The organism is Pseudomonas sp. R4-34-07 (assembly GCF_003852375.1).
Taxonomy (GTDB): domain Bacteria; phylum Pseudomonadota; class Gammaproteobacteria; order Pseudomonadales; family Pseudomonadaceae; genus Aquipseudomonas.
In genome coordinates, this window is sequence record NZ_CP027760.1 from 2,261,918 (window position 1) to 2,285,333 (window position 23,416).

The 23,416-nt window shown below is 59.3% G+C and carries 25 protein-coding genes and 1 pseudogene; 12 read left to right on the forward strand and 14 right to left on the reverse strand.

Translation table 11 applies throughout. The annotated features are described in order from the left end of the window. Window positions 1-11 precede the first annotated feature (11 nt). Both C4J85_RS27675 and C4J85_RS27955 read right to left on the reverse strand, forming a co-directional pair. Window positions 12-299: pseudogene (locus tag C4J85_RS27675) on the reverse strand (LysR substrate-binding domain-containing protein); the annotation flags it as partial. Continuing rightward, on the reverse strand, window positions 194-574 hold the full coding sequence (locus C4J85_RS27955; protein WP_372240621.1) for a LysR family transcriptional regulator: 381 nt from the start codon (window positions 572-574) through the stop codon (window positions 194-196). The gene C4J85_RS27955 and the pseudogene C4J85_RS27675, both read right to left, overlap by 106 nt. On the opposite strand from C4J85_RS27955, the gene C4J85_RS10490 reads away from it, so the two are divergent. Both C4J85_RS10490 and C4J85_RS10495 read left to right on the forward strand, forming a co-directional pair. Beyond that, on the forward strand, window positions 573-1,220 hold the full coding sequence (locus C4J85_RS10490) for a hydrolase (protein ID WP_124409531.1): 648 nt from the start codon (window positions 573-575) through the stop codon (window positions 1,218-1,220). The genes C4J85_RS27955 and C4J85_RS10490 overlap by 2 nt on opposite strands. A gap of 113 nt (window positions 1,221-1,333) precedes the next feature. Continuing rightward, the gene (locus C4J85_RS10495) at window positions 1,334-2,089 is read left to right on the forward strand and encodes a glycoside hydrolase family 25 protein (protein ID WP_256657898.1); all 756 of its coding nucleotides are present in this window, start codon (window positions 1,334-1,336) and stop codon (window positions 2,087-2,089) included. A 263-nt stretch (window positions 2,090-2,352) separates the two neighbouring features. On the opposite strand, the gene C4J85_RS10500 is transcribed toward C4J85_RS10495, so the two are convergent. Then, window positions 2,353-3,627, reverse strand: a complete 1,275-nt coding sequence (locus tag C4J85_RS10500; RefSeq protein WP_124409532.1) for a glycoside hydrolase family 68 protein — start codon at window positions 3,625-3,627, stop codon at window positions 2,353-2,355. Window positions 3,628-3,916: 289 nt separating this feature from the next. On the opposite strand from C4J85_RS10500, the gene gcvA reads away from it, so the two are divergent. After that, the gene (gene gcvA, locus C4J85_RS10505) at window positions 3,917-4,810 is read left to right on the forward strand and encodes a transcriptional regulator GcvA (RefSeq protein ID WP_124370311.1); all 894 of its coding nucleotides are present in this window, start codon (window positions 3,917-3,919) and stop codon (window positions 4,808-4,810) included. A gap of 77 nt (window positions 4,811-4,887) precedes the next feature. Then, a complete protein-coding gene (locus C4J85_RS10510) occupies window positions 4,888-5,715 on the forward strand; it encodes a DMT family transporter (RefSeq protein WP_124409533.1) in 828 nt (275 codons plus the stop codon). 224 nt (window positions 5,716-5,939) lie between these two features. Here C4J85_RS10510 and C4J85_RS10515 read toward each other — a convergent pair whose 3' ends face one another. Next, a complete protein-coding gene (locus C4J85_RS10515; protein ID WP_124366593.1) occupies window positions 5,940-6,122 on the reverse strand; it encodes a general stress protein in 183 nt (60 codons plus the stop codon). 298 nt (window positions 6,123-6,420) lie between these two features. Between C4J85_RS10515 and C4J85_RS10520 the strand changes: the two genes are divergently transcribed. The 4 genes from C4J85_RS10520 (at window position 6,421) to C4J85_RS10535 (ending at window position 9,995) form a co-directional block, all read left to right on the forward strand. Continuing rightward, window positions 6,421-6,645, forward strand: a complete 225-nt coding sequence (locus C4J85_RS10520; RefSeq protein ID WP_124366594.1) for a hypothetical protein — start codon at window positions 6,421-6,423, stop codon at window positions 6,643-6,645. 159 nt (window positions 6,646-6,804) lie between these two features. Next, entirely contained in the window at window positions 6,805-7,689 is an 885-nt protein-coding gene (locus C4J85_RS10525) for a manganese catalase family protein (protein WP_124366595.1), read from the forward strand. Window positions 7,690-7,752: 63 nt separating this feature from the next. Next, on the forward strand, window positions 7,753-8,262 hold the full coding sequence (locus tag C4J85_RS10530) for a ferritin-like domain-containing protein (RefSeq protein WP_124366596.1): 510 nt from the start codon (window positions 7,753-7,755) through the stop codon (window positions 8,260-8,262). Between the two features lie 107 nt (window positions 8,263-8,369). Then, window positions 8,370-9,995 (forward strand): histidine kinase famiy protein, encoded by a 1,626-nt coding sequence (locus tag C4J85_RS10535; RefSeq protein WP_124409534.1) that lies wholly within the window; start codon window positions 8,370-8,372, stop codon window positions 9,993-9,995. Here C4J85_RS10535 and cyoE read toward each other — a convergent pair. The 5 genes from cyoE to cyoA are packed head-to-tail and all read right to left on the reverse strand — an operon-like array spanning window position 9,967 to window position 14,686. Then, entirely contained in the window at window positions 9,967-10,863 is an 897-nt protein-coding gene (gene cyoE, locus C4J85_RS10540; protein WP_124409535.1) for a heme o synthase, read from the reverse strand. The genes C4J85_RS10535 and cyoE overlap by 29 nt on opposite strands. Further along, window positions 10,821-11,159 carry a cytochrome o ubiquinol oxidase subunit IV gene (gene cyoD, locus C4J85_RS10545; protein WP_124366599.1) on the reverse strand — a complete coding sequence of 113 codons (339 nt, stop codon included), beginning with the start codon at window positions 11,157-11,159 and terminating at the stop codon, window positions 10,821-10,823. Before cyoD ends, cyoE begins: the two co-directional genes overlap by 43 nt. Before the next feature lies 1 nt (window position 11,160). Beyond that, window positions 11,161-11,775 carry a cytochrome o ubiquinol oxidase subunit III gene (locus C4J85_RS10550; protein ID WP_124366600.1) on the reverse strand — a complete coding sequence of 205 codons (615 nt, stop codon included), beginning with the start codon at window positions 11,773-11,775 and terminating at the stop codon, window positions 11,161-11,163. 5 nt (window positions 11,776-11,780) lie between these two features. Beyond that, window positions 11,781-13,760, reverse strand: a complete 1,980-nt coding sequence (gene cyoB / locus C4J85_RS10555) for a cytochrome o ubiquinol oxidase subunit I (RefSeq protein WP_124362338.1) — start codon at window positions 13,758-13,760, stop codon at window positions 11,781-11,783. Window positions 13,761-13,762: 2 nt separating this feature from the next. Continuing rightward, window positions 13,763-14,686, reverse strand: a complete 924-nt coding sequence (gene cyoA / locus C4J85_RS10560) for a ubiquinol oxidase subunit II (protein ID WP_124409536.1) — start codon at window positions 14,684-14,686, stop codon at window positions 13,763-13,765. Between the two features lie 225 nt (window positions 14,687-14,911). Between cyoA and C4J85_RS10565 the strand changes: the two genes are divergently transcribed. Then, a complete protein-coding gene (locus C4J85_RS10565) occupies window positions 14,912-15,226 on the forward strand; it encodes a hypothetical protein (RefSeq protein WP_124366601.1) in 315 nt (104 codons plus the stop codon). A gap of 132 nt (window positions 15,227-15,358) precedes the next feature. Continuing rightward, window positions 15,359-16,699, forward strand: a complete 1,341-nt coding sequence (locus C4J85_RS10570; protein WP_256657899.1) for an APC family permease — start codon at window positions 15,359-15,361, stop codon at window positions 16,697-16,699. A 92-nt stretch (window positions 16,700-16,791) separates the two neighbouring features. On the opposite strand, the gene C4J85_RS10575 is transcribed toward C4J85_RS10570, so the two are convergent. Further along, a complete protein-coding gene (locus C4J85_RS10575; RefSeq protein WP_124409537.1) occupies window positions 16,792-17,961 on the reverse strand; it encodes a zinc-dependent alcohol dehydrogenase in 1,170 nt (389 codons plus the stop codon). Further along, window positions 17,961-18,794: an SRPBCC family protein gene (locus tag C4J85_RS10580; RefSeq protein ID WP_124403813.1), complete on the reverse strand. Its 834-nt coding sequence runs from the start codon at window positions 18,792-18,794 to the stop codon at window positions 17,961-17,963. The genes C4J85_RS10575 and C4J85_RS10580 overlap by 1 nt, the downstream gene beginning before the upstream one ends. 544 nt (window positions 18,795-19,338) lie before the next feature. Between C4J85_RS10580 and C4J85_RS10585 the strand changes: the two genes are divergently transcribed. Then, on the forward strand, window positions 19,339-19,608 hold the full coding sequence (locus tag C4J85_RS10585) for a DUF6555 family protein (RefSeq protein ID WP_124362343.1): 270 nt from the start codon (window positions 19,339-19,341) through the stop codon (window positions 19,606-19,608). Window positions 19,609-20,005: 397 nt separating this feature from the next. Here the strand turns inward: C4J85_RS10585 and C4J85_RS10595 are convergent, their stop codons facing one another. From C4J85_RS10595 to C4J85_RS10605, 3 genes are all read right to left on the reverse strand, one after another. Next, the gene (locus C4J85_RS10595) at window positions 20,006-20,557 is read right to left on the reverse strand and encodes an ATP-dependent Clp protease proteolytic subunit (RefSeq protein ID WP_124366605.1); all 552 of its coding nucleotides are present in this window, start codon (window positions 20,555-20,557) and stop codon (window positions 20,006-20,008) included. Between the two features lie 53 nt (window positions 20,558-20,610). Continuing rightward, window positions 20,611-20,961 (reverse strand): general stress protein, encoded by a 351-nt coding sequence (locus C4J85_RS10600; protein WP_124362346.1) that lies wholly within the window; start codon window positions 20,959-20,961, stop codon window positions 20,611-20,613. A gap of 289 nt (window positions 20,962-21,250) precedes the next feature. Further along, window positions 21,251-21,427: a general stress protein gene (locus C4J85_RS10605; RefSeq protein ID WP_076954923.1), complete on the reverse strand. Its 177-nt coding sequence runs from the start codon at window positions 21,425-21,427 to the stop codon at window positions 21,251-21,253. A gap of 447 nt (window positions 21,428-21,874) precedes the next feature. Here C4J85_RS10605 and C4J85_RS10610 point away from each other — a divergent pair, with 447 nt between their 5' ends. Beyond that, window positions 21,875-23,374 carry a sensor domain-containing diguanylate cyclase gene (locus tag C4J85_RS10610; RefSeq protein WP_124409538.1) on the forward strand — a complete coding sequence of 500 codons (1,500 nt, stop codon included), beginning with the start codon at window positions 21,875-21,877 and terminating at the stop codon, window positions 23,372-23,374. Window positions 23,375-23,416: the final 42 nt, after the last annotated feature.

Sequence of the window (23,416 nt, forward strand, 5' to 3'; positions counted from 1 at the left end):
CGTGCGTTGCCTCATGCGCTGCCGATCTCACACGCCAGCGCTTGCTCCTGATGTGAAATCGGCAGCACCGCCAGGTGCGGCGATTCGCCGAAGTACTCGATCAGCAGTTCGGTGAGGACGCGTATTTTGCGGGCGGGATGCGCGCCCGGCGGGCGAATGAGGTAAGCACCGGCCGGGGGTGGGGGATGGTTGGTCATGATCGGCACCAGTGCGCCGACTGCGATGTGTTCATGAGTGAGGCAATCGGGCAGGTAGGCGACGCCAAGGCCTGCGATCGCGGCGGCGAGGGCAGTGCCGTTGTGACGATCGACTTCGACACGCCGAGCCGCCGCGCCGCCTGTGAAATACCCCCCGCATCAGCCACTTCCACGAACGTCTGCAGCTCTTCGATATCCATAGGTGCGTTCCCCTTTGCGCGACACAGCTCGCCTCGGGATGCTACTACTGCATCGAATATGGGAACAGCACAATGAATTTCCAGGCACGCATCCTTCGCGTGTGTTCTGGCATTCATACCCGCACGGGCTCCGTCGCGTTCACACACGCGCGTCACCCATAAAAAGGATTTACCCATGACAAGCGAGACTCTGCGCAACCCCCACACCGATCAGCTACTGACCCCGGAAAATTCGGCGTTGATCATCATCGATTATCAGCCTGTCCAGGTGTCCTCGATCCGCTCGATGCCGCGTGACGAACTCGTCTTCAACATCACCAGCGTCGCCAGGGCGGCGGTCAACTACAACCTTCCGATCATCCATTCCACCGTCAATGTCGCGACCGGCCGCAACAAGCCGCCGATCCAGGAACTGCAAGAGGTGCTCGGCCACCTGCCGACCTATGACCGCACCTCGATCAACAGCTGGGAGGACACCGCATTCAAAGAGGCGGTCAAGGCGCTTGGGCGCAAGAAACTCATCATGACGGCGCTCTGGACTGAAGCCTGCCTGACATTCCCGGTGCTCGACGCTATCCAGGAAGGCTATGAAGTGTACGTGCCGGTCGATGCGGTGGGCGGCACATCGCTCGCCGCACACGAAGCGGCGTTGCGCCGAATGGAACAGGCAGGCGCTAAGCTCATCAGCCGCGTGCAGATGTACTGCGAATTGCAGCGCGACTGGGCGCGAGAAGCGACCGTGCCGGGCTTTATGGACGTGTTTGCGAATTTCGATGGGTTCAATGCTGAAAAGGCCTTGGAGGCGGCAGCCAAGAAGGCCTGATCAGCGGGCAGTGGATGAAGGTGGCGCTCGCGAAAGCGGGCGCTAAGAGGCCCCAAAAAAAGACTGCTACGCAGTCCAACGGGAGCAGGCTCCCTCGCCAAAGGTTCCGTAACTTGTCGTACGCGCTGTCACTCGGAATGAGCAAGGTGCGGTATCCCGATAGTGCATGGCGGCTGGCCGTCGATGAAAAGATGCGACGACAAGACATCCACAGCAGGGGAACAGATATGAGTTGCGAAGGACCGATCAACGATGCAAACGCACGTGGCATTGACGTGTCGCGCTGGCAGGGCAACATCGATTGGGCGCGCGTGGCGGGCGCGGGTGTCACCCATGGGATAGCGAAGATGACGGAGGGTGGCGACTACACCGATCCCAAGTTCGTCGAAAACTTCCAAGGGATGAAAACGAACGGCCTGAAGGCCGGCGTGTACCACTATTTCCGTGCGCTTAGCAGCACGCCGTGCGAGCAACTGGCCAATATCAAGGGCCGGCTCGCCGAAGTGGAATTCAACGTCGGGCAGGACATCCTGGCCATTGATGTCGAGACCAATCGCAACGAAGGGGCCACCCCGGATCAGATGGCTGATGCCCTGTTCCAACTGGTGACGCTTGTCAGGGTGTCGCTGCTGGAGGGTGCGTATCCGCATATTTATGCGTCGCCCAGCATCTGGAGCAACAGGGTGGCCTGGCGCAAATATGACTTCAGCGAATGCCCGCTGTGGATTGCCCATTGGGGAGTCGCTGACCCCACCGTGCCGCAAACCTGGAGCAAACACGGCAAGAGCTGGCAGTGGTGGCAGCACAGCAGCAAGGGTCAGGTCGAGGGTATCCAGGGCGCGGTGGATCTGGATTGGGTCAAGCCTTGAAGGCAAACAGCACAACGGCCCCGATTGGGCCGTTGTTCCAGGCGCGATACCCCTGCGCTGATAAGGTCGCTGGCATATTTTGGCCGTCAGCGTCGCTGCGATAGGACCTGATCCGTTACTGGCTACATTCCTGTAGCCAGTCCCGAAGGGTGGTGACTGCGCGTTGTTCAACAGAATTTCCAAACAACATCGCAATGAGGCAGGCGTATCAGCAACGGGTTCTCATCGAACTCAAACCCGTTGCCTCAAAGCCCTGTAGCGCTTTACTTGAGCGTGACGTCAAGCATCGGTGGGATGTAACCGTAGTCATACTCGGCGACCACGAATGTCTGCTGCCCCTTGATCTTGATGCCCACCGTTGGTGCCTCGGTGCCGCCGATACGCATCGTTGTCCCGCTTTCGCCGGTAGGTACGCTGTCGATAAAGGAAGTCACCAGGCCGTTGGGCATCACGCAGTGGGAGTAGGTCTGGAAGGGCTGGGAAGACGGGTTGCCCAGGACCAGGCCGGAACCGTTCAAGGGCACGTAAGGGCCGAACAGCGAGTCTGCGACAAAACCGTATACCCCGTCTGGCCCGGTTACCCCGTCGGCATAGGTGAAGGTGTGGCTGATGGTGAACAGGTAGTACTTGCCGTCCTGGAACACGAAGTGCGGACGTTCGGTCTGGTCATTGACGCCGACTGCGGTCAGCAGCGGCGGCAGCATTTCCCAGTCGTCTCCATCCTCATCACGGGCCACGGCGATACCGATGCAGGCCGTCTGGAAGCGCGAGTTGCCGACGTCTTCATAACCCGGCGGCACATCGCCGATTTCCGCTTTACCCACCGTGTGCGAGCCACGCTCGCCAGCCACGTTGCCCTCGAACAGCATGTACAGCTTGCCATCCTTCGGGTCGCGGAACGGCCACGGATCGCGGAACCCCCAGAAAGCGTTCTGCGCTTCGGTCTGGTACATCTTGCCGTCGGCCTCGAACAGCGGCTTGACCTTCTCGAAGCCCACCAGGCTGACGCCATGCTCGGTGGTCACCACGCGGCCACGCACCTTGACGATGGTCGCGCCTGGCGTGACTGCGGTGTAGTACAGGTCCACTTCACCTTGTTCGTTCAACAGGATCGGCGTGCCGGCCCATTCACGAACGGTGGGCGAAACCCCTTCAGCCATGACCCGGCCGCCGAGTTTCCAGTCCTTGCCGGTGCGGGAGAACCAGTAGTACATCTTTGCCCGACCATGGCGATCGTTCCAGTCGCGGGTGATGTCGTAGTTGCCGTTCTGATCGAGGTATTGCGGATCGGTAGGGTGGCGGTCTGCGGTCAGGGTGAAGATCACCGACCAACCATCGACGGAGGTGATGTTGCCGTCGATATCACGCAGCGGCATGGTGTCCCAGATAAACACCTTGTCGCTCAGTACCGGGAAGTCGGCACTCACCAGTGGCTGGGTGGTGGTGGGGTCGTCTGCGCGGACTTTCAGCGCATCGGCGCGGGTCCACAGGCTGGGTTGATGGGGCGTTTTGCCAAATTTTGCGGTGATGCTTTTCATAAGGTAAACCTCGTCCATGAAGGTAGATAAATACTGTATTCATATACAGTTATTTGACTTTAGAAGACTCTATCCTTCGGGTCAAGGAGAAAAATGCATTCATGCATAATTAAAGCTTTTAGGTGAGCTGATACGTTTCATCTGAAGGTTTTTATGGAAGTTTGGCGCTGTGTAGGCGCCCTTACGGTCCTGGGTTCAAATGGATGACGGTAATAAGCGCCGCACTTGCCACTACCATGAGCCAACGCTCATGCTCAGCGTTTTCCAATCACTCGCCGGACACCCACCCATGAGAGACCTGCCGCCGACCGCCACACTGCGAGCGTTTGAAGTTGCCACCCGGCACCCGACCTTTACGGCGGCCGCGCAGGAACTGCATGTCACCCAGAGCGCGGTCAGCCATCAGCTCAGGCATCTGGAGGCGTTGTGGGGGCTGCCATTGTTCGAACGCGGCAAGGCATTACGCCTCACTGCGGCAGGGGCCACGCTGGCGCCTATCGTGCGGGAGTTCTTCATGAGCCTGGAGGCGACCCTCGGCGATCTGCGCGAGCAAAAAGGCCGGGTGCGCCTGAGCGTCAGCACCACCTACTCCTTCGCGTTGAAATGGCTGTTGCCACGCTTGCCGAACCTGGCTCGCCAGCACCCCGAGCTGTTGGTGTCGCTGCACACCACGGACGACATCATCCACTTCTCCGGCAACCAGGCCGATGTTGCGATCCGGCTGGGCAAGGGTAATTACCCGGGCCTGCATACAGAGTTTCTGTTTGGCGAGCAGGTGTTTCCGGTGGCCAGCCCCGAATTGCTGCGGCGTATGGGGATACCGCGCAGCCCGGAAGAACTGTTGCAGTTTCCGCTGCTGATCCGCGACGGCGCCGAGCTGGCGCCGAAATGGGAGGTCTGGTTTGAAAGTGTCGGGCTGGCTTTTTCGCCGCTCAAGGAAAGCGTCAGGTTTGGCGACACCAACATGACGGTCGAGGCCGCCTTGCTCGGCCACGGCGTGGCGTTGGTGCGCAGTCGGCATGTGGAGAACGAAATCAGCGATGGCCGCCTGGTGCGGCTATTCGATGTGCCGTTCCCATCGCCGCTGGCCTACTATTTCGTGTGCCCCAAGGGCATCGAAGCGCAGCCGCATATCGTCAACTTTCGCCGTTGGTTGAGCAGTGAGGCGCTGAAAGTGCAATGAGCCGGGTGTGAAGATTTGCTCATGCTGCGATGAAGAGACTTCGCTGAAGGCAGGGCGTTGGATTGCTAGGATGGCGCATGCCTATTCATTTGATCTGCCTGGTGCTTTTCGCCGCGCTGCTGCATGCCAGTTGGAACGCACTGCTGCGTGGCGGTGCCGATCGACTCTGGTCTATGACGGTGATGTGCATCGCCATCGCCATTACCTGCCTCGTCGCCGCTGCGTTCCTGGTGCCGCCCGCTATTGAAAGCTGGGCCTATGCGCTGCTGTCGGCATTGCTGCATGTGGGCTACAACCTGTTTCTGGTGCGCAGTTACCGGGTCGGTGACCTCGGGCAGATCTATCCGATATCCCGTGGCTCGTCGCCGGTGCTGATCACGCTTGGAGCTGCCGTTTTCGCCGGCGAAAGCATCACCCCCGGCGAGTTGCTCGGTATTGCGCTGGTGTCAGGCGGGATTATTTCCCTGGCGTTCCGAGGCCGCAGGCTGTCGGTGCCCAGCTTGCCCTATGCGCTGGGCACTGGCTGCTTCATCGCCGCCTATAGCGTGGTTGACGGCATTGGCGCCAGGCTCTCCGGCGCGCCGCTCGGCTACACGGTGTGGATGTGCGCGTTGTGGGGCGTGCTGATGCCAGTGGTGTACATCGGCCTGCGCGACGCCCGCAGCTTGTTCCGCGTGCGGCCCGGCACAGTGACCGCTGTGGTCGGCGGGCTGGTCTCGTTGCTAGCCTATGGGATTGTCATCTACGCCATGAACGAAGCGCCGTTGGGCGCGGTGTCGGCGTTGCGCGAAACCAGCGTGTTGTTCGCGGCGTTGATCGGCTACCTGTTCCTCGGCGAGACGCTCACGACACGGCGGGTTCTGGCGTGCGCAGTGATCGCCAGTGGCATCCTCATTATTGGTTGATAAGGCTGACGGCTCAGGCGTTTATTTCTAGTAAGTTAGGGCTATTAGATATAAATCGTTTGAGCACGGAAAGCTAAGGAACCCTGCACCGAAGTGGGGATCATTGTTAAAAGGCACTGGCAGGAAAGTTTAAACTGATCGCACTAAGTCTTCAGCGTTGTTAGCACACCGATCAGCGAATGCCTGATTTGAAGGGGCAGCGAGGCTGCCCCTCCTTCTTTCACTCAAGAGCCCGACTTCCGGCCGCCGCCATGGCTGTTCTGCCCGCCTTTACGGCCCGCCTCGGACGCTTTGTCACGGTCATTGGCGAAGTTGCCGCCCGACGATTGGCCGCCTTTTTTCCCTGCTTCGGATGCTTTTTCGCGATCGTTGGCAAAGTTGCCTGGGTTTTTATTGCCTGTAGTCATGACAGTTCTCCAGTCGCTAAGTTAACGTTTCGTTAGTTGCCCGTTATGGCAGCGGGCATCTATTCCGATAGCGCCGCCAGCAGAAATGTTTTACTGATTTTTATAACAGGCGACGAACGGCAGATAAGCCGTGAAAGTTGTACAAGTTCGCCGTCTTAACGCCGCTTCGTATAAGTTTTTTCCGTTGCTGCATGCCAGCAATAACAGCGTTCACGCCATTCGTCTTTTTCGTTGCACTTGAACTCCATGGGCCGGCTCAAACGAGGTTCCCCTCTTTGTGAACTGGAGATTTTTTGCCATGAACCATGACCTATCCAACCCACAGCACCGACCAGTAGAACCGCTCGATAAGCCGAATGACGATGGTTGCGTGATCGGCACTGCCGGACGTGACGAAGACCCAAACGCAACCACTGACTGGGACCACCCCGACAGCCATGCGACCGCTGTCGAGGCCACCGTGACGCCGCCTAACGGCACGCCCGGGATCGACACCGTTCCAGAAGCGGATGATGCCAGCTGAGCAGCAGCGCCGCCGTTTCGCTTGTTGTACGACGGTTAACCGCTCGTCGTGATGCGCAAATTAATTTTGAAATTTTTCACGCGCCGCTCGCTTCCCATGAAAGGTAGGCGCGCATTCCCAAGATGCCGCCACTTTCAGTAAGCCTGAGGAGATTTGTTGATGTTCCTACATAACAAGCGACTTCAATACACCGTACGTGTGGCCGAGCCCAACCCGGGTCTGGCGAACCTTTTGCTCGAGCAGTTTGGCGGAGCTCAAGGTGAGTTGGCGGCCGCATCCCGTTATTTCACCCAGGCCTTGGCTGAGGACGATCCAGGGCGCAAAGACCTGTTGATGGACATCGCCACCGAAGAACTCAGCCACCTGGAGATCGTCGGTTCGATCATTGTGATGCTCAACAAGGGCGCCAAGGGCCGAATGGCCGAAGGCGTGGAGGAGGAGGGCGAGTTGTATCGCTCACTCAACGGCGCCGGCAATGATTCCCACATCACCAGCCTGTTGTACGGTGCGGGGGCGCCGCTGATCAACTCGGCCGGAGTGCCCTGGACAGCGGCTTACATCGACACCATCGGTGAGCCCACGGCGGATATGCGCTCCAATATCGCCGCCGAAGCACGCGCCAAAATCGTTTATGAACGGCTGATGAACGTCACCGACGATCCAGGCGTGAAGGATGCCCTCGGGTTCCTGATGACCCGTGAAATCGCGCACCAGATCTCCTTTGAAAAAGCGCTGCATTCGATTCAGCCGAATTTCCCCCAAGGCAAGTTGCCAGGCAAGCCGGAATTCACCCAGGTGTACTACAACATGTCCCAGGGCGCGGAAGACCTGCGTGGTCCTTGGAACCAGGGCGATGAATGGGAGTTCGTGGAGAGCCCGCAACCTGCGGTCGATGGCGGTGATGGCACGGCCAGCGTGCAGCTGGACGCCGACGACGAAGCGCTGCTGAGCGCGATGAAAATCCGCACCGCCTCCGACCCTACCAGCGACCCCACCACCGGCGCTGACCTGGGCGCGGGCCTTCAGCCCAAGCCTGAACTTTGATGCGCGGCAGCCGCACGCTTTCGGGCGTGCGGCTCTTTTATTGGCTTGAAGAGGAGTAACAAGATGGCGACCCCACAGGAAAACCTGCTCGACTGGTTACGCGATGCCCATGCCATGGAGCAACAGGCCGAGAAAATGCTCAAGGCACAATCGGAGCGACTGGAACATTACCCGAAGCTCAAGGCCCGGATCGACGAGCATATTCAGGAAACCCTCGGCCAGCAGGCGCTCATCGATGAATGCCTGGCGCGCCTGGGCGGCAGCGCGTCGACCTTGAAAGACATGGGCGGCAAATTGATGGCGTTCGGGCAGGCGGTTGGTGGCTCACTGATGAGTGACGAGGTGATCAAGGGCGCGATGGCCGGCTATGTGTTCGAAAATATGGAGATTGCCAGCTACACGGCGCTCATAGCGGCCGCGAAAGTAGCTGGAGACGCCGAGACACAAGCGGCCTGCGAAAAGATCCTGCCCCAGGAAATTGCAATGGCCGAGTGGCTGCTCAAGCATCTGCCCGAGCTCACCCAGGCATTTCTGGAGCGCTCTGCAGCCCCTGACACAGAGGCCAAGCGCTGAGGCTGCGCGCGGCGCCCCACCGGCGCCGCGCGTGATTGAGTCCACGCTGGCACTGCGCTGCATTTTCACGGTCAATGGAACACGCACCACTCATCTGGAGGTGAACCGTGACCACAAAGAAAAAGCCCTCAGTCGGCGGTGACGCATTGGCGGTGCTTTCTTCCGACCGTAAAGATCTGTTCTTCGCCGCCATGCAAGCCAGCCACAGCGCGATGATCGTGACTGACCCTGGGCAGCCCGACAACCCGATCATCTTCGCCAACCCGGCGTTCCTGTCTCTGACCGGGTTCGAGCATGACGAGGTGATCGGGCGCAATTGCAGGTTGCTGCAAGGACCGGAAACCGACAAGAGTGCCCTGCGGCAGGTGCAGCGTGCGCTTGAGCAACATCATGAAGCCTGTGTTGAGCTGCTTAATTACCGCAAGGACGGCTCGACCTTCTGGAATGAGATATTCATCTCGCCGTTGTTCAACGAGCGCGGCCAACTGGTGTACTTTTTTGCCTCCCAACTGGACGTGAGTCGGCGTCACGATGCGGAATTGCGCGTGCGCCGCGTCCAGGACCTCGAAGCGCTGGGGCAACTGACGGGTGGCATCGCCCATGACTTCAATAATTTGCTGCAGGTGATGGTCGGGTACCTGGAGCTGATCCAGCAGAGCGCCAAGCGCCCCGGCAGCGACCCGCAGCGCATCGTCAACAGTGCCAGCCGTGCCCGGGCGGCCGCTGAAAAAGCGCAAACCCTGACTCAGCATTTGCTGGCGTTCTCGCGCAAGCAGCGGCTCGACAGCCGGGTGATCAATCTGAACACATTGTTGAGTCGTCCCGATTTCAAGGGTGTGCTGCATGACGTAGAGCTGCAGGCGGAACTCGCCGACGATCTGTGGAACTGCTGCATTGACCCTGCCCAGGCAGAGCTGGCGGTGCGGCACCTTCTGTCGAATGCCCAGGATGCATTGGAAGGGTGCAGCGAGCCGACAGTGACGGTTAAAACCCGCAACGTCCAAGTGCCGGGCGAGGTCGGTGCTGAACGTGATGGCCTGGCTGAGGGCCGCTACGTCAGCATCTCGGTGTCTGATAACGGCAACGGCATCGCCGAGGATATTAAAGATAAAGTCATGCAGCCGTTCTTCACCACCAAGGAAGAAGGCAAGGGCTCGGGCCTGGGACTGTCGATGGTGTATGGCTTCGTCAAGCAATCGGGCGGCACGGCGCGGATCCATTCCTATCCGGGTATCGGTACCACCATACGCCTGTACTTTCCGGCCGATGACAGCCAGCCCTGGGTCGAGCACACATCCGCCACCGCCTCACTGCAGGGCCACGAGAACATCCTGATCGTGGAGGACCGGCCCGACGTGGCCGAGTTGGCCCAAGTGATCTTGTCTGACTACGGTTACCGGACCGGCATCGCGCACACCGCCGCCGAAGCATTGAGCATGCTCCAGAGCGTCCCGTATGACCTGGTGTTCAGTGACTTGATCATGCCGGGCGCGATGAATGGGGCGGTACTCGCGCGTGAAGTATCGCGCTTGTATCCCCACGTCAGGATCCTGCTCACGACCGGCTATGCAAAAGACGCATTGGAGCGTGCGGAAATACAGGTGCATGAATTCGAGCTGATTCAAAAGCCCTATCAACCCACGGACCTGCCCCGAAAAATCCGCGCGGTGCTGGATGCCGGATCTACGGGGACAGCCGACACGGTTAGCGGAGTACTGCCAGCGACAGGTTGAGTACCAGCACCAGCAGAATCGAGCATCCAAATACCCTGCGCGCCCAGCCGGGCGGGTCCGTCAGGCGCGTGGCGCTGGCAGCGAGCGCCATCCAGTAACCGCAGAACCCGAGCATCAGCGCGAAATACACGGCGTTCATCTGCGCAACCACGCCCAGCGCCATGGTGCTGGCAAGGAACGCCAGCATGTACGCGTGTATCTGTCGGTGGGCCTCGGGCAGGCTCAGCAGGGGCAAGCGCGCGGCGCGAAAGTCCTCGCGACGCATTACGGTGATGGCATGGGAGTGAGGCATCTGCCAACAGCAGAACACCACCACCAGCAGCATCGCCGTCGCGTCGAACCGACCGCTTACCGCGCAATACCCGATCACCGGCGGCATTGCCCCTGAAAGGCTGCCAATCAGGGTTGCCCAGTGGGAGCGCCGCTTCAGCCAGTAGGTATAAACGCCTGCATAAACGACCAGCCCAACCAGTGCCAGGGTGCAGGCCAGCATGTTGCTGCCAGCCCACAGCAAACCGAAGCCGATGACACCCAGGGCGATGGCGTAGCTGACGGCGGCGGGCACGCTGATGGCGCGCAGTGCCAGCGGGCGGTGGCAGGTACGCACCATGCGTCGGTCGATATCCCGGTCGGCACAATTGTTGATGACACAGCCGCAGCCGATCACCAGTGCGGTGCCAAGCAGGGTGGCCAGCAAGTGGGCGGGATTCGCCAGATGGCCACTACCCGCGAGGAAGTAGCCCCCCAGCACCGACGCGAGATTGCCGAAAATAATCCCCGGCTTGGTCAGTTGAACCCCTACATTGAACAGCCCCAGCCAGTGTTTCAGTGCGCCAGCATGTTGTGATGAATACTGTTCATGATCCATAGCGAAAGTCCTACCAGCAGAAGGATGATGACCGCCGAGAAAATCAGCGCAATCAGGTTCCAGCGTTGCTCCTCGGCGGTATCCAGATGCAGGAAGAACTTCAAGTGGACCACGATTTGTATCGCGCCCAGCGCCACCACCAGCCAGGCGGTGGTGGTGCGTGGCAGTGACGGGAACATCACCATGGCGAACGGGATCAGGGTGAGCAGCACCGACACCAGGAAGCCGACCAGGTAGGAGCGGCTGCTGCCATGGCTGCTACCTGCGCTGCTGTGAACCGAACTTTGCTTGTACATGTCACACCACCCCCAACAGATAGACCACGGTAAAGACGCAGATCCACACCACGTCCAGGAAATGCCAGAACAGGCTCAGGCAACTGAGCCGGGTGGCGTTGGTGCTGGTCAGGCCACGCTGGTGCACCTGCACCATCAGCACCGCCATCCACACCAACCCCGTCAGGACGTGCGCGCCGTGGGTGCCGACGAGGGTGAAGAAGGCAGTCAGGAAGCCACTGCGGTCCGGCCCATGGCCCTCTTCAATCAAATGATGGAATTCGTTGATTTCCATGGCGATAAACCCGGCCCCCAGCACGAAGGTGAGCCCCAGCCAGCGCAGAACCTGGGACTGCTGGCCACGGTTCATCGCGAGCATCGCGTAGCCGTAAGTGATGCTGCTGAGCAACAGCAGCATGGTTTCACCCAGCACATAGGGCAGCTCGAAAATGTCCGCACTTGAAGGGCCGCCCGCCACGCTGTCGCGCAACACCGCATAGCCGGCGAACAAGGTCGCGAACAGGATGCAGTCGGTCATCAAGTAGATCCAGAACCCGAACAGGCTCAGGGAACCGGCGTCTTCATGCCCTTGTTCGTGGGTGTGGGCGATGTCTTTTTCGATCACGATATTGGACATAAGAGTCAAGCCTCTGCCAGGTCTTTGAGACGGGCCGTTTCGATGCGCGCCACCTCTTCTGCGGGCACGAAGTAGTCAGTGTCTTCGTCGTAACTGCGCACCACGAACGCAACCACCGACGCCACCAGACCGAACGCCGCCAACCACCAGATATGCCACACCAGGGCGAAGCTGCAGATCAGCGCGAACACACTGATAACCAGGCCCGAGGCGGTATTGCGCGGCATATGGATGCTGCGATAGTCGGTGTGGCTCAGGGTGCTCACGCCGCGCTCCTTCATGCCCCAATAGGCGTCCAGGTCGTCAACCTTGGGTTGCTCGGCGAAGTTGTACACCGGCGGCGGAGAGGAGGTGGCCCACTCCAGCGTGCGCCCGTCCCACGGATCGCCGGTGAGGTCGCGATACTGGGGGCTGTGGCGGTTGCGGATGCTGACGAACAGTTGCAGTGCCTGAGCGGCCACGCCGCAGAGGATGATCGCCACCCCGACCAATTCCAGCAGCAACCAGGGCCGCCATTCCGGGTTGTCGAAGTGGTTGAGGCGCCGGGTCATGCCCATGAAGCCCAGCACGTACGACGGCATAAAGGCGAAGTAGAAGCCGATCAACCAGCACCAGAACGCGATGCGCCCCAGCTTGTCGTTCAAGCGGAAGCCAAATGCCTTGGGGAACCAGTAGGTCAGGCCGGCCATATAGCCGAACACCGCGCCGCCGATGATCACGTTGTGAAAGTGCGCGATCAGGAACAGGCTGTTGTGCAACAGGAAGTCGGCGCCGGGAACTGCCAGCAGTACCCCGGTCATCCCGCCGATGCTGAAGGTCACGATAAAGCCCATGGTCCACAGCATCGGGGTTTCAAAGCGCACTCGGCCACGGTACATGGTGAACAGCCAGGTGAAGATCTTCACCCCGGTCGGCACGGCGATGATCATCGTCATGATGCCGAAGAACGCGTTGACGTTGGCCCCCGCGCCCATGGTGAAGAAATGGTGCAGCCACACGATGAACGACAACACGGTAATCGCGATAGTTGCCCATACCAGCGACACATAGCCGAACAGCCGTTTACTGCTGAACGTGGCGGCAACCTCCGAAAACACCCCGAACGCGGGCAGGATCAGGATGTACACCTCCGGATGCCCCCAGGCCCAGATCAGGTTGACGTACATCATCGGGTTGCCGCCGGCTTCGTTGGTAAAGAAATGCATGCCCAGGTAACGATCCAGGCTCAGCATGAGCAGGGTGGCGGTCAGGATCGGAAACGACGCCAGGATCAACACCGAAGTGCACAGCGCATTCCAGGTGAACACCGGCATCTTGAACAGGGTCATGCCTTGGGTCCGCATCTTCAAAATCGTGACGAAGAAATTCACCCCCGTCAGTAGCGTGCCAATGCCGGATATCTGCAAGGACCAGATGTAGTAATCCACCCCCACACCGGGGCTGTACGCCAGCCCGGATAACGGCGGGTAGGCGACCCAACCGGTTCGCGCAAACTCACCGATCCCCAGTGAGACGTTGACCAACGCGGCACCGGCCACGAACAGCCAGAAGCTCAGCGCGTTGAGAAACGGGTAGGCCACATCGCGTGCGCCGATCTGCAACGGCACCACAACGTTCATCAAGCCGACCACGAAGGGCATGGCCACGAAAAAAATCATGATCACGCCGTGGGCGGTGAAGATCTGGTCGTAGTGTTCCGGCGGCAGATAACCCGGCCCGCCACTGGCGGCCATGGCTTGCTGGGTGCGCATCATGATCGCGTCGGAAAAACCGCGCAGCAGCATCACCAGTGCCACGATGATGTACATGCAGCCGATCTTTTTGTGGTCCACCGAGGTGAACCACTCGCGCCACAAATAGCCCCATTTGCGCTTCCAGGTAATGGTCCCCACCATCGCCACACCGATCAGGCCGATAATGGCCAAGGTGTACATCACGATGGGTTCAGTGGTTGGAATCGCGTCCCACGACAGTTTTCCGAACATTGTTACCGCTCCTCAGCCAGCAGACTCGGGTGTTGATCGGCGCGCGTTTCAACGCTGCTCACGGGCGCGCGCTTGGGTTTATTGGCCTTGTTCATGCCTTCGTATTTATCGACGATGTCCAGGAACAGCCGCTCCTGAACCGCCGAGTAGTAGGTCACCGGGTGCTTGATGGTGGGCTTGGCCAATTGCGCATAGCTCGTCTGGTCCAGCGGCGTTGCGGCGCCCTTGACCTTGCTCACCCAGCTTTGGAAGTCGGCGGGGCTCAGCGACAGGGTGGAGAAATGCATGTCGGAAAAACCGGGGCCGTTGTAGTTGGCGGCGATGCCCTTGAATTCGCCGGTCTCGTTGGCGATCAGGTGCAGCTTGGTCTGCATGCCGGCCATGGCGTAGATCTGCCCGCCCAACGCCGGGATGAAGAAGGAGGTCATGGCCGCATCGGACGTGATGGTGAAACTCACCGGCGTGTGCACCGGCAGGGCCAGTTCGTTGACGCTGGCGATACCCAGGTCGGGGTAGATGAACAGCCACTTCCAGTCAGTGGCCACCACTTGCACATTGATCGGCGGCGTGTCCGAGTCGAGCGGGCGATAGGGGTCGAGGGCGTGGGTGGTTTTCCAGGTCACCCAACCCAAGGCGATGATGATCAGCAGCGGCACGCCCCACACCACCGCTTCGATCTTGTGGGAGCTGGCCCAGCGTGGCGAGTAACGCGCTTTTTTATTGGTGGCACGGTAGCGGTAGGCGAATACGAACATCAGCACGATCACCGGCACCACCACCAATAACATCAGGCCCGTGGCGAGGATAATCAGGTCACGCTCATCGGTTGCAACCTGGCCCTTGGGGTTGAAGACCACCAAGTTGCAGCCGGTCAATAAGAAAGTGCTGGCGAGATAGACCAGGCAATAACCCATCGTTCGTTTCATGCCTTGCTCCTGTTGTGAAAACATCCGTGATTGCGCTTTCGAACAATTTGAATGGGGCCCTCAGGGGTTGGTTTAACAAAATGTTACGTCGCCTGACGAACGGTTTAACAAGCGAAACGCTAATGAGGCTTCTATAAAGTTCGCCTTGGAAAAAACACGGAATCCCTGCTAAAGAGTTCAGGTCTTAGTTGAAAGACCAACCCCTAACGGTCTTGGAGAACAGCTATGTTCATTCGCGGCAATACCTATAACGCCTGGGCCGCAAAAGCACTGGACGAAGAGTGCTTTACCCAGGAAGTGGAAAACGGCTGCCATATCGAAGTCAGGGCCCGCGAGCGGGAGGACGGCGATATCGAAGTGCTGCTGTGCGTTTACACCGCTACGGGCCAATGTGTCGCTGAGCGCACCAAGCAGTTACCGGGCGCGGAGTGGACAGTGCAGGACGCGCTCAAGCGCGGTATCGACCAGGCCGAAAGGATTGCCGGGGGCGAATCCGGTCGATTGCCCTGCGCCGATGCACACGGGCACGACGACGACTGACGAGGCGCCTGCGCTGGATTCTCACGAATAAAGGAACTTTGGTGACGCGGGCATTTTCCATTGTAGATAGCCCTGCATCAGCCGGCCCACGCCGGCTGATCGCTGATCGTAAACTGCCGCCAGAGCCGCCCCATGACCGAATCCACGCTCAGCCACGCCGAACCTTCCAAGCCGTCCTTGCGCCGCGCCGTCACTGGCCCGATGCTGTTCCTGTTCATCCTGGGCGACGTGCTCGGCGCAGGCGTGTATGCGCTGGCCGGCACCATCGCCGGCCAGGTGGGCGGGGCGATCTGGGTGCCGTTACTGGTGGCGCTATTCTTCGCCATGCTCACGGCCGGCTCCTACGCCGAGTTGGTGACCAAGTACCCGCACGCCGGCGCCGCTTCGGTGTTCGCCGAGAAGGCGTTCAAGTCACCGCTGGTCTCGTTCCTGGTGGGCTTTTGCATGCTCGCAGCGGCCGTAACCAGTGCGGCAGGCTTGTCACTGGCGTTTGCCGGGGACTACCTGGCGGCGTTTATCGACGTCTCTCCCCATGTGGCGGCGCTGGTCTTCCTGGTGGTAATTGGGCTGTTGAATGCCCGCGGGATCAAGGAGTCGCTGGGGGCCAATATGGTCATGACGTGCGTGGAACTGTCCGGGCTGTTGTTGGTGGTTGTCGCTGCGGCGTGGTGCTTCCAGGCCGGTGAAGCCAACCTTGGGCGGGCGTTTGAATTCAAGTCTGGCGTCAATCCCATGCTGGCGGTGCTGGGCGCTGCGTTGTTGGCGTTCTATTCGTTTGTCGGCTTTGAGACGTCGGCTAACCTGGCGGAAGAAATCCGTGGGGTGCGCAATATTTACCCGCGTGCGTTGTTCGCTGCGTTGATCACCGCTGGCATTGTGTATATGGCGGTCGGTGTCGCTGCATCGGTGGTGTTGCCGATGGACAAGTTGACCGCCACTTCGGCGCCGTTGCTCGAAGTCGTGCGGGCCTCGGGCTTGAACATTCCACCCCAGCTGTTTGCCTTCATTGCCTTGGTGGCGGTGGCTAACGGCGCTTTGCTGACGATGGTCATGGCCAGTCGCCTGACCTACGGCATGGCGCGCATGGGGCTGCTGCCGGAACCGTTGTCGCGGGTGCTGTCCAAGCGCCGCACGCCTTGGGTGGCGATCATCGCCAGCACAGCCGTGGCGATTGCGCTGACCTTGACCGGCACGCTGGCGGCGTTGGCTGAGACGGTGGTGTTGTTGCTGCTGTTTGTGTTTCTCAGTACCAACCTGGCGGTCTTGGTGTTGCGCCGTGACCGGGTCGAAGAGCGGCATTTTCGCGTGCCGAGTTGGGTGCCGGTGTTGGCGATTGTGTCGTGTCTGATCCTGCTTAGTCAGCAGAGTCTGGACACCTGGTTGCGGGGCGGGGCGTTGATGGTACTGGGGGTGGTGTTGTATGGGTGCAATCGGTTGGTGGCGCCTGCTGTTCAGGAGCCAAAGCCTCTCTAACTGACGCGCCGCGTTCCAATCATGCTGGATCAGAACGAGTCCATATCCGTTGCTGCGGTAACGGATATGGACTCAGTCAACCCCACCTCCCATCAGGGCCTGAACACTACCCGCATACACGCATCCGACTTCTCCTTGAACATCGCGTACCCCTGCGCGCCATCTTCCAGACTCATCGGATGGGTCAACAGATAAGCAGGATCCAACTCGCCTTTCTGAATATGCTCAAACAAGGTCGTCGCATAACGCTGCCCCGGCTGTTGCCCGGCTTTCAACGTCAGGGCCTTGTTGACGATCGCCCCCATGGGAAACTTGTCGAGCAGCCCCCCATACACCCCGACTACCGACACCGTGCCGCCTTTACGGCAAGCACGTATGGCCTGCCTGAGCACACTGCCGCGTTCGGTGTGCAGCCTGAGCAATTGCTTGGCCTTGTCATAGGCATAGTCGATCTCGGTACCGTGCGCCTCCATGCCCACGCAGTCGATGCAGCGGTCCGGCCCACGGCCACCGGTCAGTTCCAGTAAGGCGTCATGCACATTGGTGTGCTCGTAGTTGAGCGGGATCGCCTTGCCGCGCTCTTGTGCCAGGCGCAGCCGGTCCGGATATCGGTCGATCGCGATCACCCGTTCTGCGCCCAACAGATAGGCGCTGCAAATAGCCATCTGACCCACGCCGCCGCAGCCCCACACCGCCACGGTATCGCCGGGCTGGATGCCGGCATTGTCCGCCGCGAAGTAACCGGTCGGCGCTGCATCCGACACGAACAGCGCCTGCTCGTCGCCGACCCCGTCGGGCACCTTGAACAGGTTGACGTCGGCGAACGGCACCCGCACGTAGGTGGCGTGGCTGCCGGGGTAGCCACCGAAGGCATGGCTGTAGCCGAGGATGCCACAGCACGGCTGGCCGTACAGGAGGTCCGTCGCCGAAGGGTTGGGGTTGGAGTTATCGCAACAGGAGAAATCGCTGCGTTGGCAGGGTTCGCAATTGCCGCAGCCGATGATCGAAATGGTGACCACTTTGTCACCCTGGCGCAGGTCCGTGATGCCTTTGCCAACTTCGACGACTTCCCCCATGAATTCGTGGCCGATGATATCCCCAGGCTTCATGGCCGGTACGTAGCCGCCGAGCAAATGCAGGTCGGAACCGCATACGGAAGACAGCGTGACGCGAATGATTGCGTCACGCGGGTTGAGGATCGTCGGGTCGGGAACGTTGTCGACTTGCAGTGTATTCGGTGCTTGCCAAGTGAGTGCGCGCATCAGTGATTTCCCCCTTCAATGGCGACGCCGGTTTTGACTGCCGGGTGATCGGTGGTCACCTGGTCGTCGGCGGCGTGTACGTAAAAAAAGTCGTCGTCCTGTTCCGGTCTGAGGCGGTTGTTGCTGACCTCGCCGGTTTCCAGTTGCTGTTTCACCGCCTGCAATGCATTGAGCAAGGCTTTGTCACTGAACAGGCTGATTGCACGAGCGAGGCCATAGCCCAATTTGCCCATGGCCGGCTTGCAGACCACCACCGCTTTGACTTGCGTACCACGGCCGGCGGGAGCGGGGGTCAGTGAGACGGTAATGTCGTGCGCCCAGCGCGCATCGCCTGGGGTTTTCCAATGCAACACGGCCGGCTCCTGGGTTTGGGTCTGGATCAGCGTGCACTGCACGCGTTTGCCGACGGGAGCGCGGAGCGTCCAGCGTGTGGTATCCGGCGCCAGTTGCTCGATGCTGTCGACCCAGCGCAGCAGCGGGCCAATCTGCTCGGGCCGGGCGAGGAAAGCAGACACCTCTTCGAGCGGGCGACCTATTGTGATACTGCGCGTGATCGCCTCGCTGATCGGCCAGTGATGCTCGCGACTGAACTGCTGTTCGAAGGGGGTTGGCGTCAGTGCCTGCTTCAGCGTGCAATGGCCGGCGGTACCGCGAACCAAGGCGTAGGCGCCTGCCGCGGTCTGCAATGCGCCGCCCAATCCGCCGGTGCGCCAGCCGTTCAGCAGCAGGGCAGCGCCGGCCGTCAGCGAAAGTGTACGTTCGGCCTTGGTCAGCGTGCCGCGTCGGTGGGTGTCTTCAGAGGTATGGTTCGCTATCAGTGGATGCTCAGTCATGTTGCAGTCCTCCAACGTGTGTGTGTGCGGTAGAAAATCCGCTGCCGTTTGAGGTTCCACAGCATTTTGCGTAGGGGGATGAAAGGTGTCAGCGCCTAGGGAGGGTTCAGAAGCCCGCGAGGCGGCATGCGGCGACGCGCGAAGTCGTCCCAGCGCTCAGGCTCACGCTGTTCGCCACAGCGCATACACACATATACATCCGGTTCCAGGCCCAGATAGTAGCCCTTGCGTATATAAGGATGATCGCACGCAACTGGCCGATAGCCTTGGTTCGTCCGACTACACTGCTTAGTCATATAAACTGCTCTGAAAAAAAGCCCGCACTAAGTACGGGCAAGACAGGAGTTTTTACCAAGAGCCTGGAGTGAACAGACTCACTATTGAGAATCCAAAAAAGCCGACGCGGTTTTATTTTTTTTCGTAACTGCCGACGAATGGTCGTTGGCTTATACAAACAAGAAAACTGTGCAGGCTGGTCAGTTAGCCAGGAAAAATTCTGAACCTTCGTTCTGATCAAACAACAAAAAGATCAGAAGGAGCGGCTATGAAAAATTCTTTATATATCATCGAGTACGACTACCACCATGAGCCGAAGTCTTTCATTATAAGAGCGGAGGTCATGAACAATACGGAGGCATGGCATTGGGCATGTTGCGATGCAGGGATCGGCATTATTCCAAGGTCGCGCAATGAAAAGATCAAACGAATGAGCAAGCCACTTGCCGAGCGTTACGGCATTGAACATGTAAGGTGGCGTCCGTCCGGCAGTGTTCCGTTTATTGCACAGCCCTACGTGCCACCTCCGCCTGAATAAAAGCGAGCTTAATGGGACATCCAGTCGCCCTTTGTTCAGAACTTACTGTTTTCCTCGGCGAGTTTGCAGGGCATATAACTTTTGCACACTGCGTTGAAGTGCATCTTTCATAAGTTCGGCCGCGTACAGTTGCCTGCACGTCGGGCAGAGCATTTCAGAGGCTGTCGCCACCAGGTACTCAGGTTCGTCCGTGGTCGGTTCATAGGTTGTCTTGCATTGAACACAACGGCGGTTCGCTTGTAGATGGGGCACATCGATTCCTCCCTGAATGGAGTGCCACCATTCATCATCGGGCGGATGTTTTCAACCGCTAAACGGGAAAATTTCAAACAAGCGATTAGTTGATATTTTAATGCCAGTATCCTGAGCCGACAGCGCATCGTGTCCAGGCGAAAGGCTAGGAGTGGATGAAGCTGCTCACGAACTCCGCCTTGATGACCGGCAGTTCGATGCCGTGGATCAAGCCGGCGGCCAGCGCCTGATGAGGGTCGAGAATGCGCGGTGCGGCGATCAGGTACTTTTCCGTTTCCAACGGTTCGCTGGCAGCGGCGGTGCGTTCGGCCACGATGCGTGCATACAGTTGCAAGTCGTAATCGAGGCTCATCGCGTATTCGGACATGCGCGAATGGTCGACCGCGCCTTGCACGTGCCAATGAAACGGGTGGAACAGGAATTTGCTGTGGGTGCAGGCGGTGCGGCGTTCACCGGCGAGAAAAATGATATTGCCCATCGATTCCACCGTGCCCAGGTTATGGGTATGCACCGGGATCGGCAGCGACATCAGGAAGTTGTACATCGTAAAACCATAGCTGCATTCGCCGCCCATGGTCGCGATGTTCAATACCAGGCCCGAAGCATCTTGCTGCACGGCCAACGAGGCTTTTTCGATCAGTTGGCTGCAGGTCGAGGCGGTGACAGGGCCGGTAAAATTAATAATGTGTAAAGGCATGGTGTCCCTCATCAATGAAAGCAGGGGAGCACTGCTCCCCTGCGTCAAGCACATTAACTATTGCGGCCGCCACCATGGCTGTTTTCGCCGCCTTTACGTCCGGCTTCCGAGGCTTTCTCCCGGTCGTTGGCGAAATTCCCGCCACTGTTCTGGCCGCCTTTGCTACCGGCTTCAGCGGCGCGCTCGGGATCATTCTTGAAGTTGCCGCCACTGTTCTGGCCGCCTTTGCTACCGGCTTCAGCGGCGCGTTCAGGATCGTTCTTGAAATTCCCGCCACTGTTTTGGCCGCCCTTGCTGCCGATCTCTTGATAGAACTCTTTATCATGAGAAGCAGACGTTGCTTCGCCACCTTTTTTACCGGCTTCGTTGACACTCATTTGGCCTTTTTTGTCTTGAGTACTCATGTTCAGTTACCTCGTCGTTATGTCGGTTATACAACGTTCATTTCGATCTTGCAGGGAACTTGCACTCAGTCTGCGAGTGCGCTGGCTATAAGTTTCTCTCGCACAACGGTGGTGTTTGCGTCGCGCCGATAGTTGCTTCGGCTAGTTCGGAAACTTGCCGGCGTTCGTAACAGGGAGTTGTGCTTGAACGCGCAACGGTCTTTGCCTCAGTTCGCACTTCCATCACCGGTTGGCGATGGAGCTCGCCACGCTGATAATCAATTGACGCTCGCATGATTGATGCCCTTCGTTATGACTTGCGTCCACCACCATGGCTGTTCTGGCCGCCTTTACGACCGGCTTCCGAGGCTTTCTCGCGGTCGTTGGCAAAGTTGCCCCCTGACGACTGGCCGCCTTTTTTCCCCGCTTCCGAAGCTTTTTCGCGGTCGTTAGCGAAGTTGCCAGGATTTTTATTACTCGTGGTCATAACAATACTCCAAGTTAAATTGTCGTTTCGCTAGTTGCCCATTTATGCAACGGACATCTACTCCGATAAGAGCAAGCGGGCAGTGGTTTTGAAATTTTTTGGAAACGCCGATGAACGGTAGTGAGTAGCCAGAAACTTATACAAATCGTCGCTTGGCAAGCCGCTTCGTATAACTTTTCAGAGGGTATTGATATTGAAATAATGGCGTTGCTGACCATTCGGCTTAGTTTCAAGTGTGTGTTTCTGAACGCGGAATAAGCGGGGCTGATCTTTGTCGGCGTTACTCCTTGCTTGGCGCCGTCTGCGGCCAATGCTGGCCTTTTCACACGCTGTTGCTGCAGCCCCGCCAGACTGCTTGTATGCTTGCCCCCGGAACCGGTGGCCGCTGTGAGTACCGACGTTCGAATGATGGCTGGAATGGAACCGGATTTCCTTTAAGGTGCTGACGTGAAGCGTGATACCCGCCTAGTGATGCTTTTGCTGTTGGTGATCGGCTGTTCCCTGACTTCTCTGACGATCTGGAAGGTCCTGTCTTCCCGTGAGCGTGCGCTGGCGGAAGTGAACGTGCATGGCTTGAACCTCACCCAGGCGCTCACGACCTACACCGAAGGTATCGTGCGCCAAAGCGCATTGCTGTTGCTGGGTCTGGTCGAGCGCCTGGAAACCGAAGGCAGTGGCCCGGCGCAGATCCAGCGCATCAGTGCGTTGATACGTCGCCAGCAGCCGGTGATGCCGCAACTCAGTGGCATCACCGTCTATGACCGGCAGGGTGGCTGGCTGATGTCGTCCAACCGCGTGATTCCGGCGGGCGCCAACAGCAGCGCGCGCGCCTATTTCATCCATCACCGCGACGATCCGAGCCGTGAGCCTTTCATCGGCCCGCCGATTCAGAGCCACACCACCCAGGAGTGGGTGGTTACCATCAGCCGCCGCTTCGATGACGCGGCCGGCAACTTTGCCGGGGTGGTGGCCGTGACCTTGGGCGTAGAGAACTTTCTGCGCGTGTTCGGCAAGCTCGACGTCGGCCAGGACGGTGCGATCGGTTTGTCGTACACCGACGGCACCTTGCTGGTGCGCTATCCCTTCCGCGAGCAGGACATGGGCCGCAACTTTTCCACCTCGCCGATCTATTCCCAGTATCTGGTCGACCGCTCCGTTGGCACCGCTGCGTACACCTCCAGCCTGGATGGGGTAGAGCGGCTGTATGCCTTTCGCAAAAGCGAAAGCCTGCCGCTGATCACCACCGTCGCCCTGGGCAAGCACGAAGCGCTCGCGGCGTGGCGCATGGAAGCCGCGTTGTCGGCGGTGGTGGTGGCGGGGCTGCTGGGGCTGACCGGTTTGATCGGTTGGTTTCTGATCCTTGATATCCGCCGGCGAACCGAGGCCGAAGAGGCGCTGCGTATCGCCCAGCAGCAGTTGCTCGACTCTAATCGGCAGCTAGAATTACTGGCGATGAAGGACGCGCTGACCGGCCTGGCCAACCGACGCTGTTTCGATGAGACCCTGGCCCTGGAAGCGCGCCGGGCGCAACGCGACGGCACGACGCTGGCCTTGCTGATGATCGACGTCGACTATTTCAAGCGGTACAACGATGCCCTCGGTCACGTCGCGGGCGATGCCTGCCTGCAGAGGATCAGCACACTGTTGGAGACGTGCGTGCGGCGCCCTTCGGACCTGGTGGCGCGTTACGGCGGAGAAGAAATAGCGATTATCATGCCTGCGACCGACAGCGAAGGCGCGGCGGTAGTGGCGCAATTGATTCTGGAACGGCTGTCGCAGGAGAACATCGTGCATCCTGGCAGCCCGTACGGGCGGGTGAGCGTGAGCATCGGGGTGGCGGCGGGTGCGGGTGCAGAGTTGGAGCCAGCGCTCGGCTTGATCGAGGCGGCGGACCAGGCGCTTTATAACGCGAAGTCTGCAGGGCGTAATGGATTTGCGCTGCGCTGAGGAGCCCGACGCGAATTAACTGCCTGATCGCGATCCGACAGT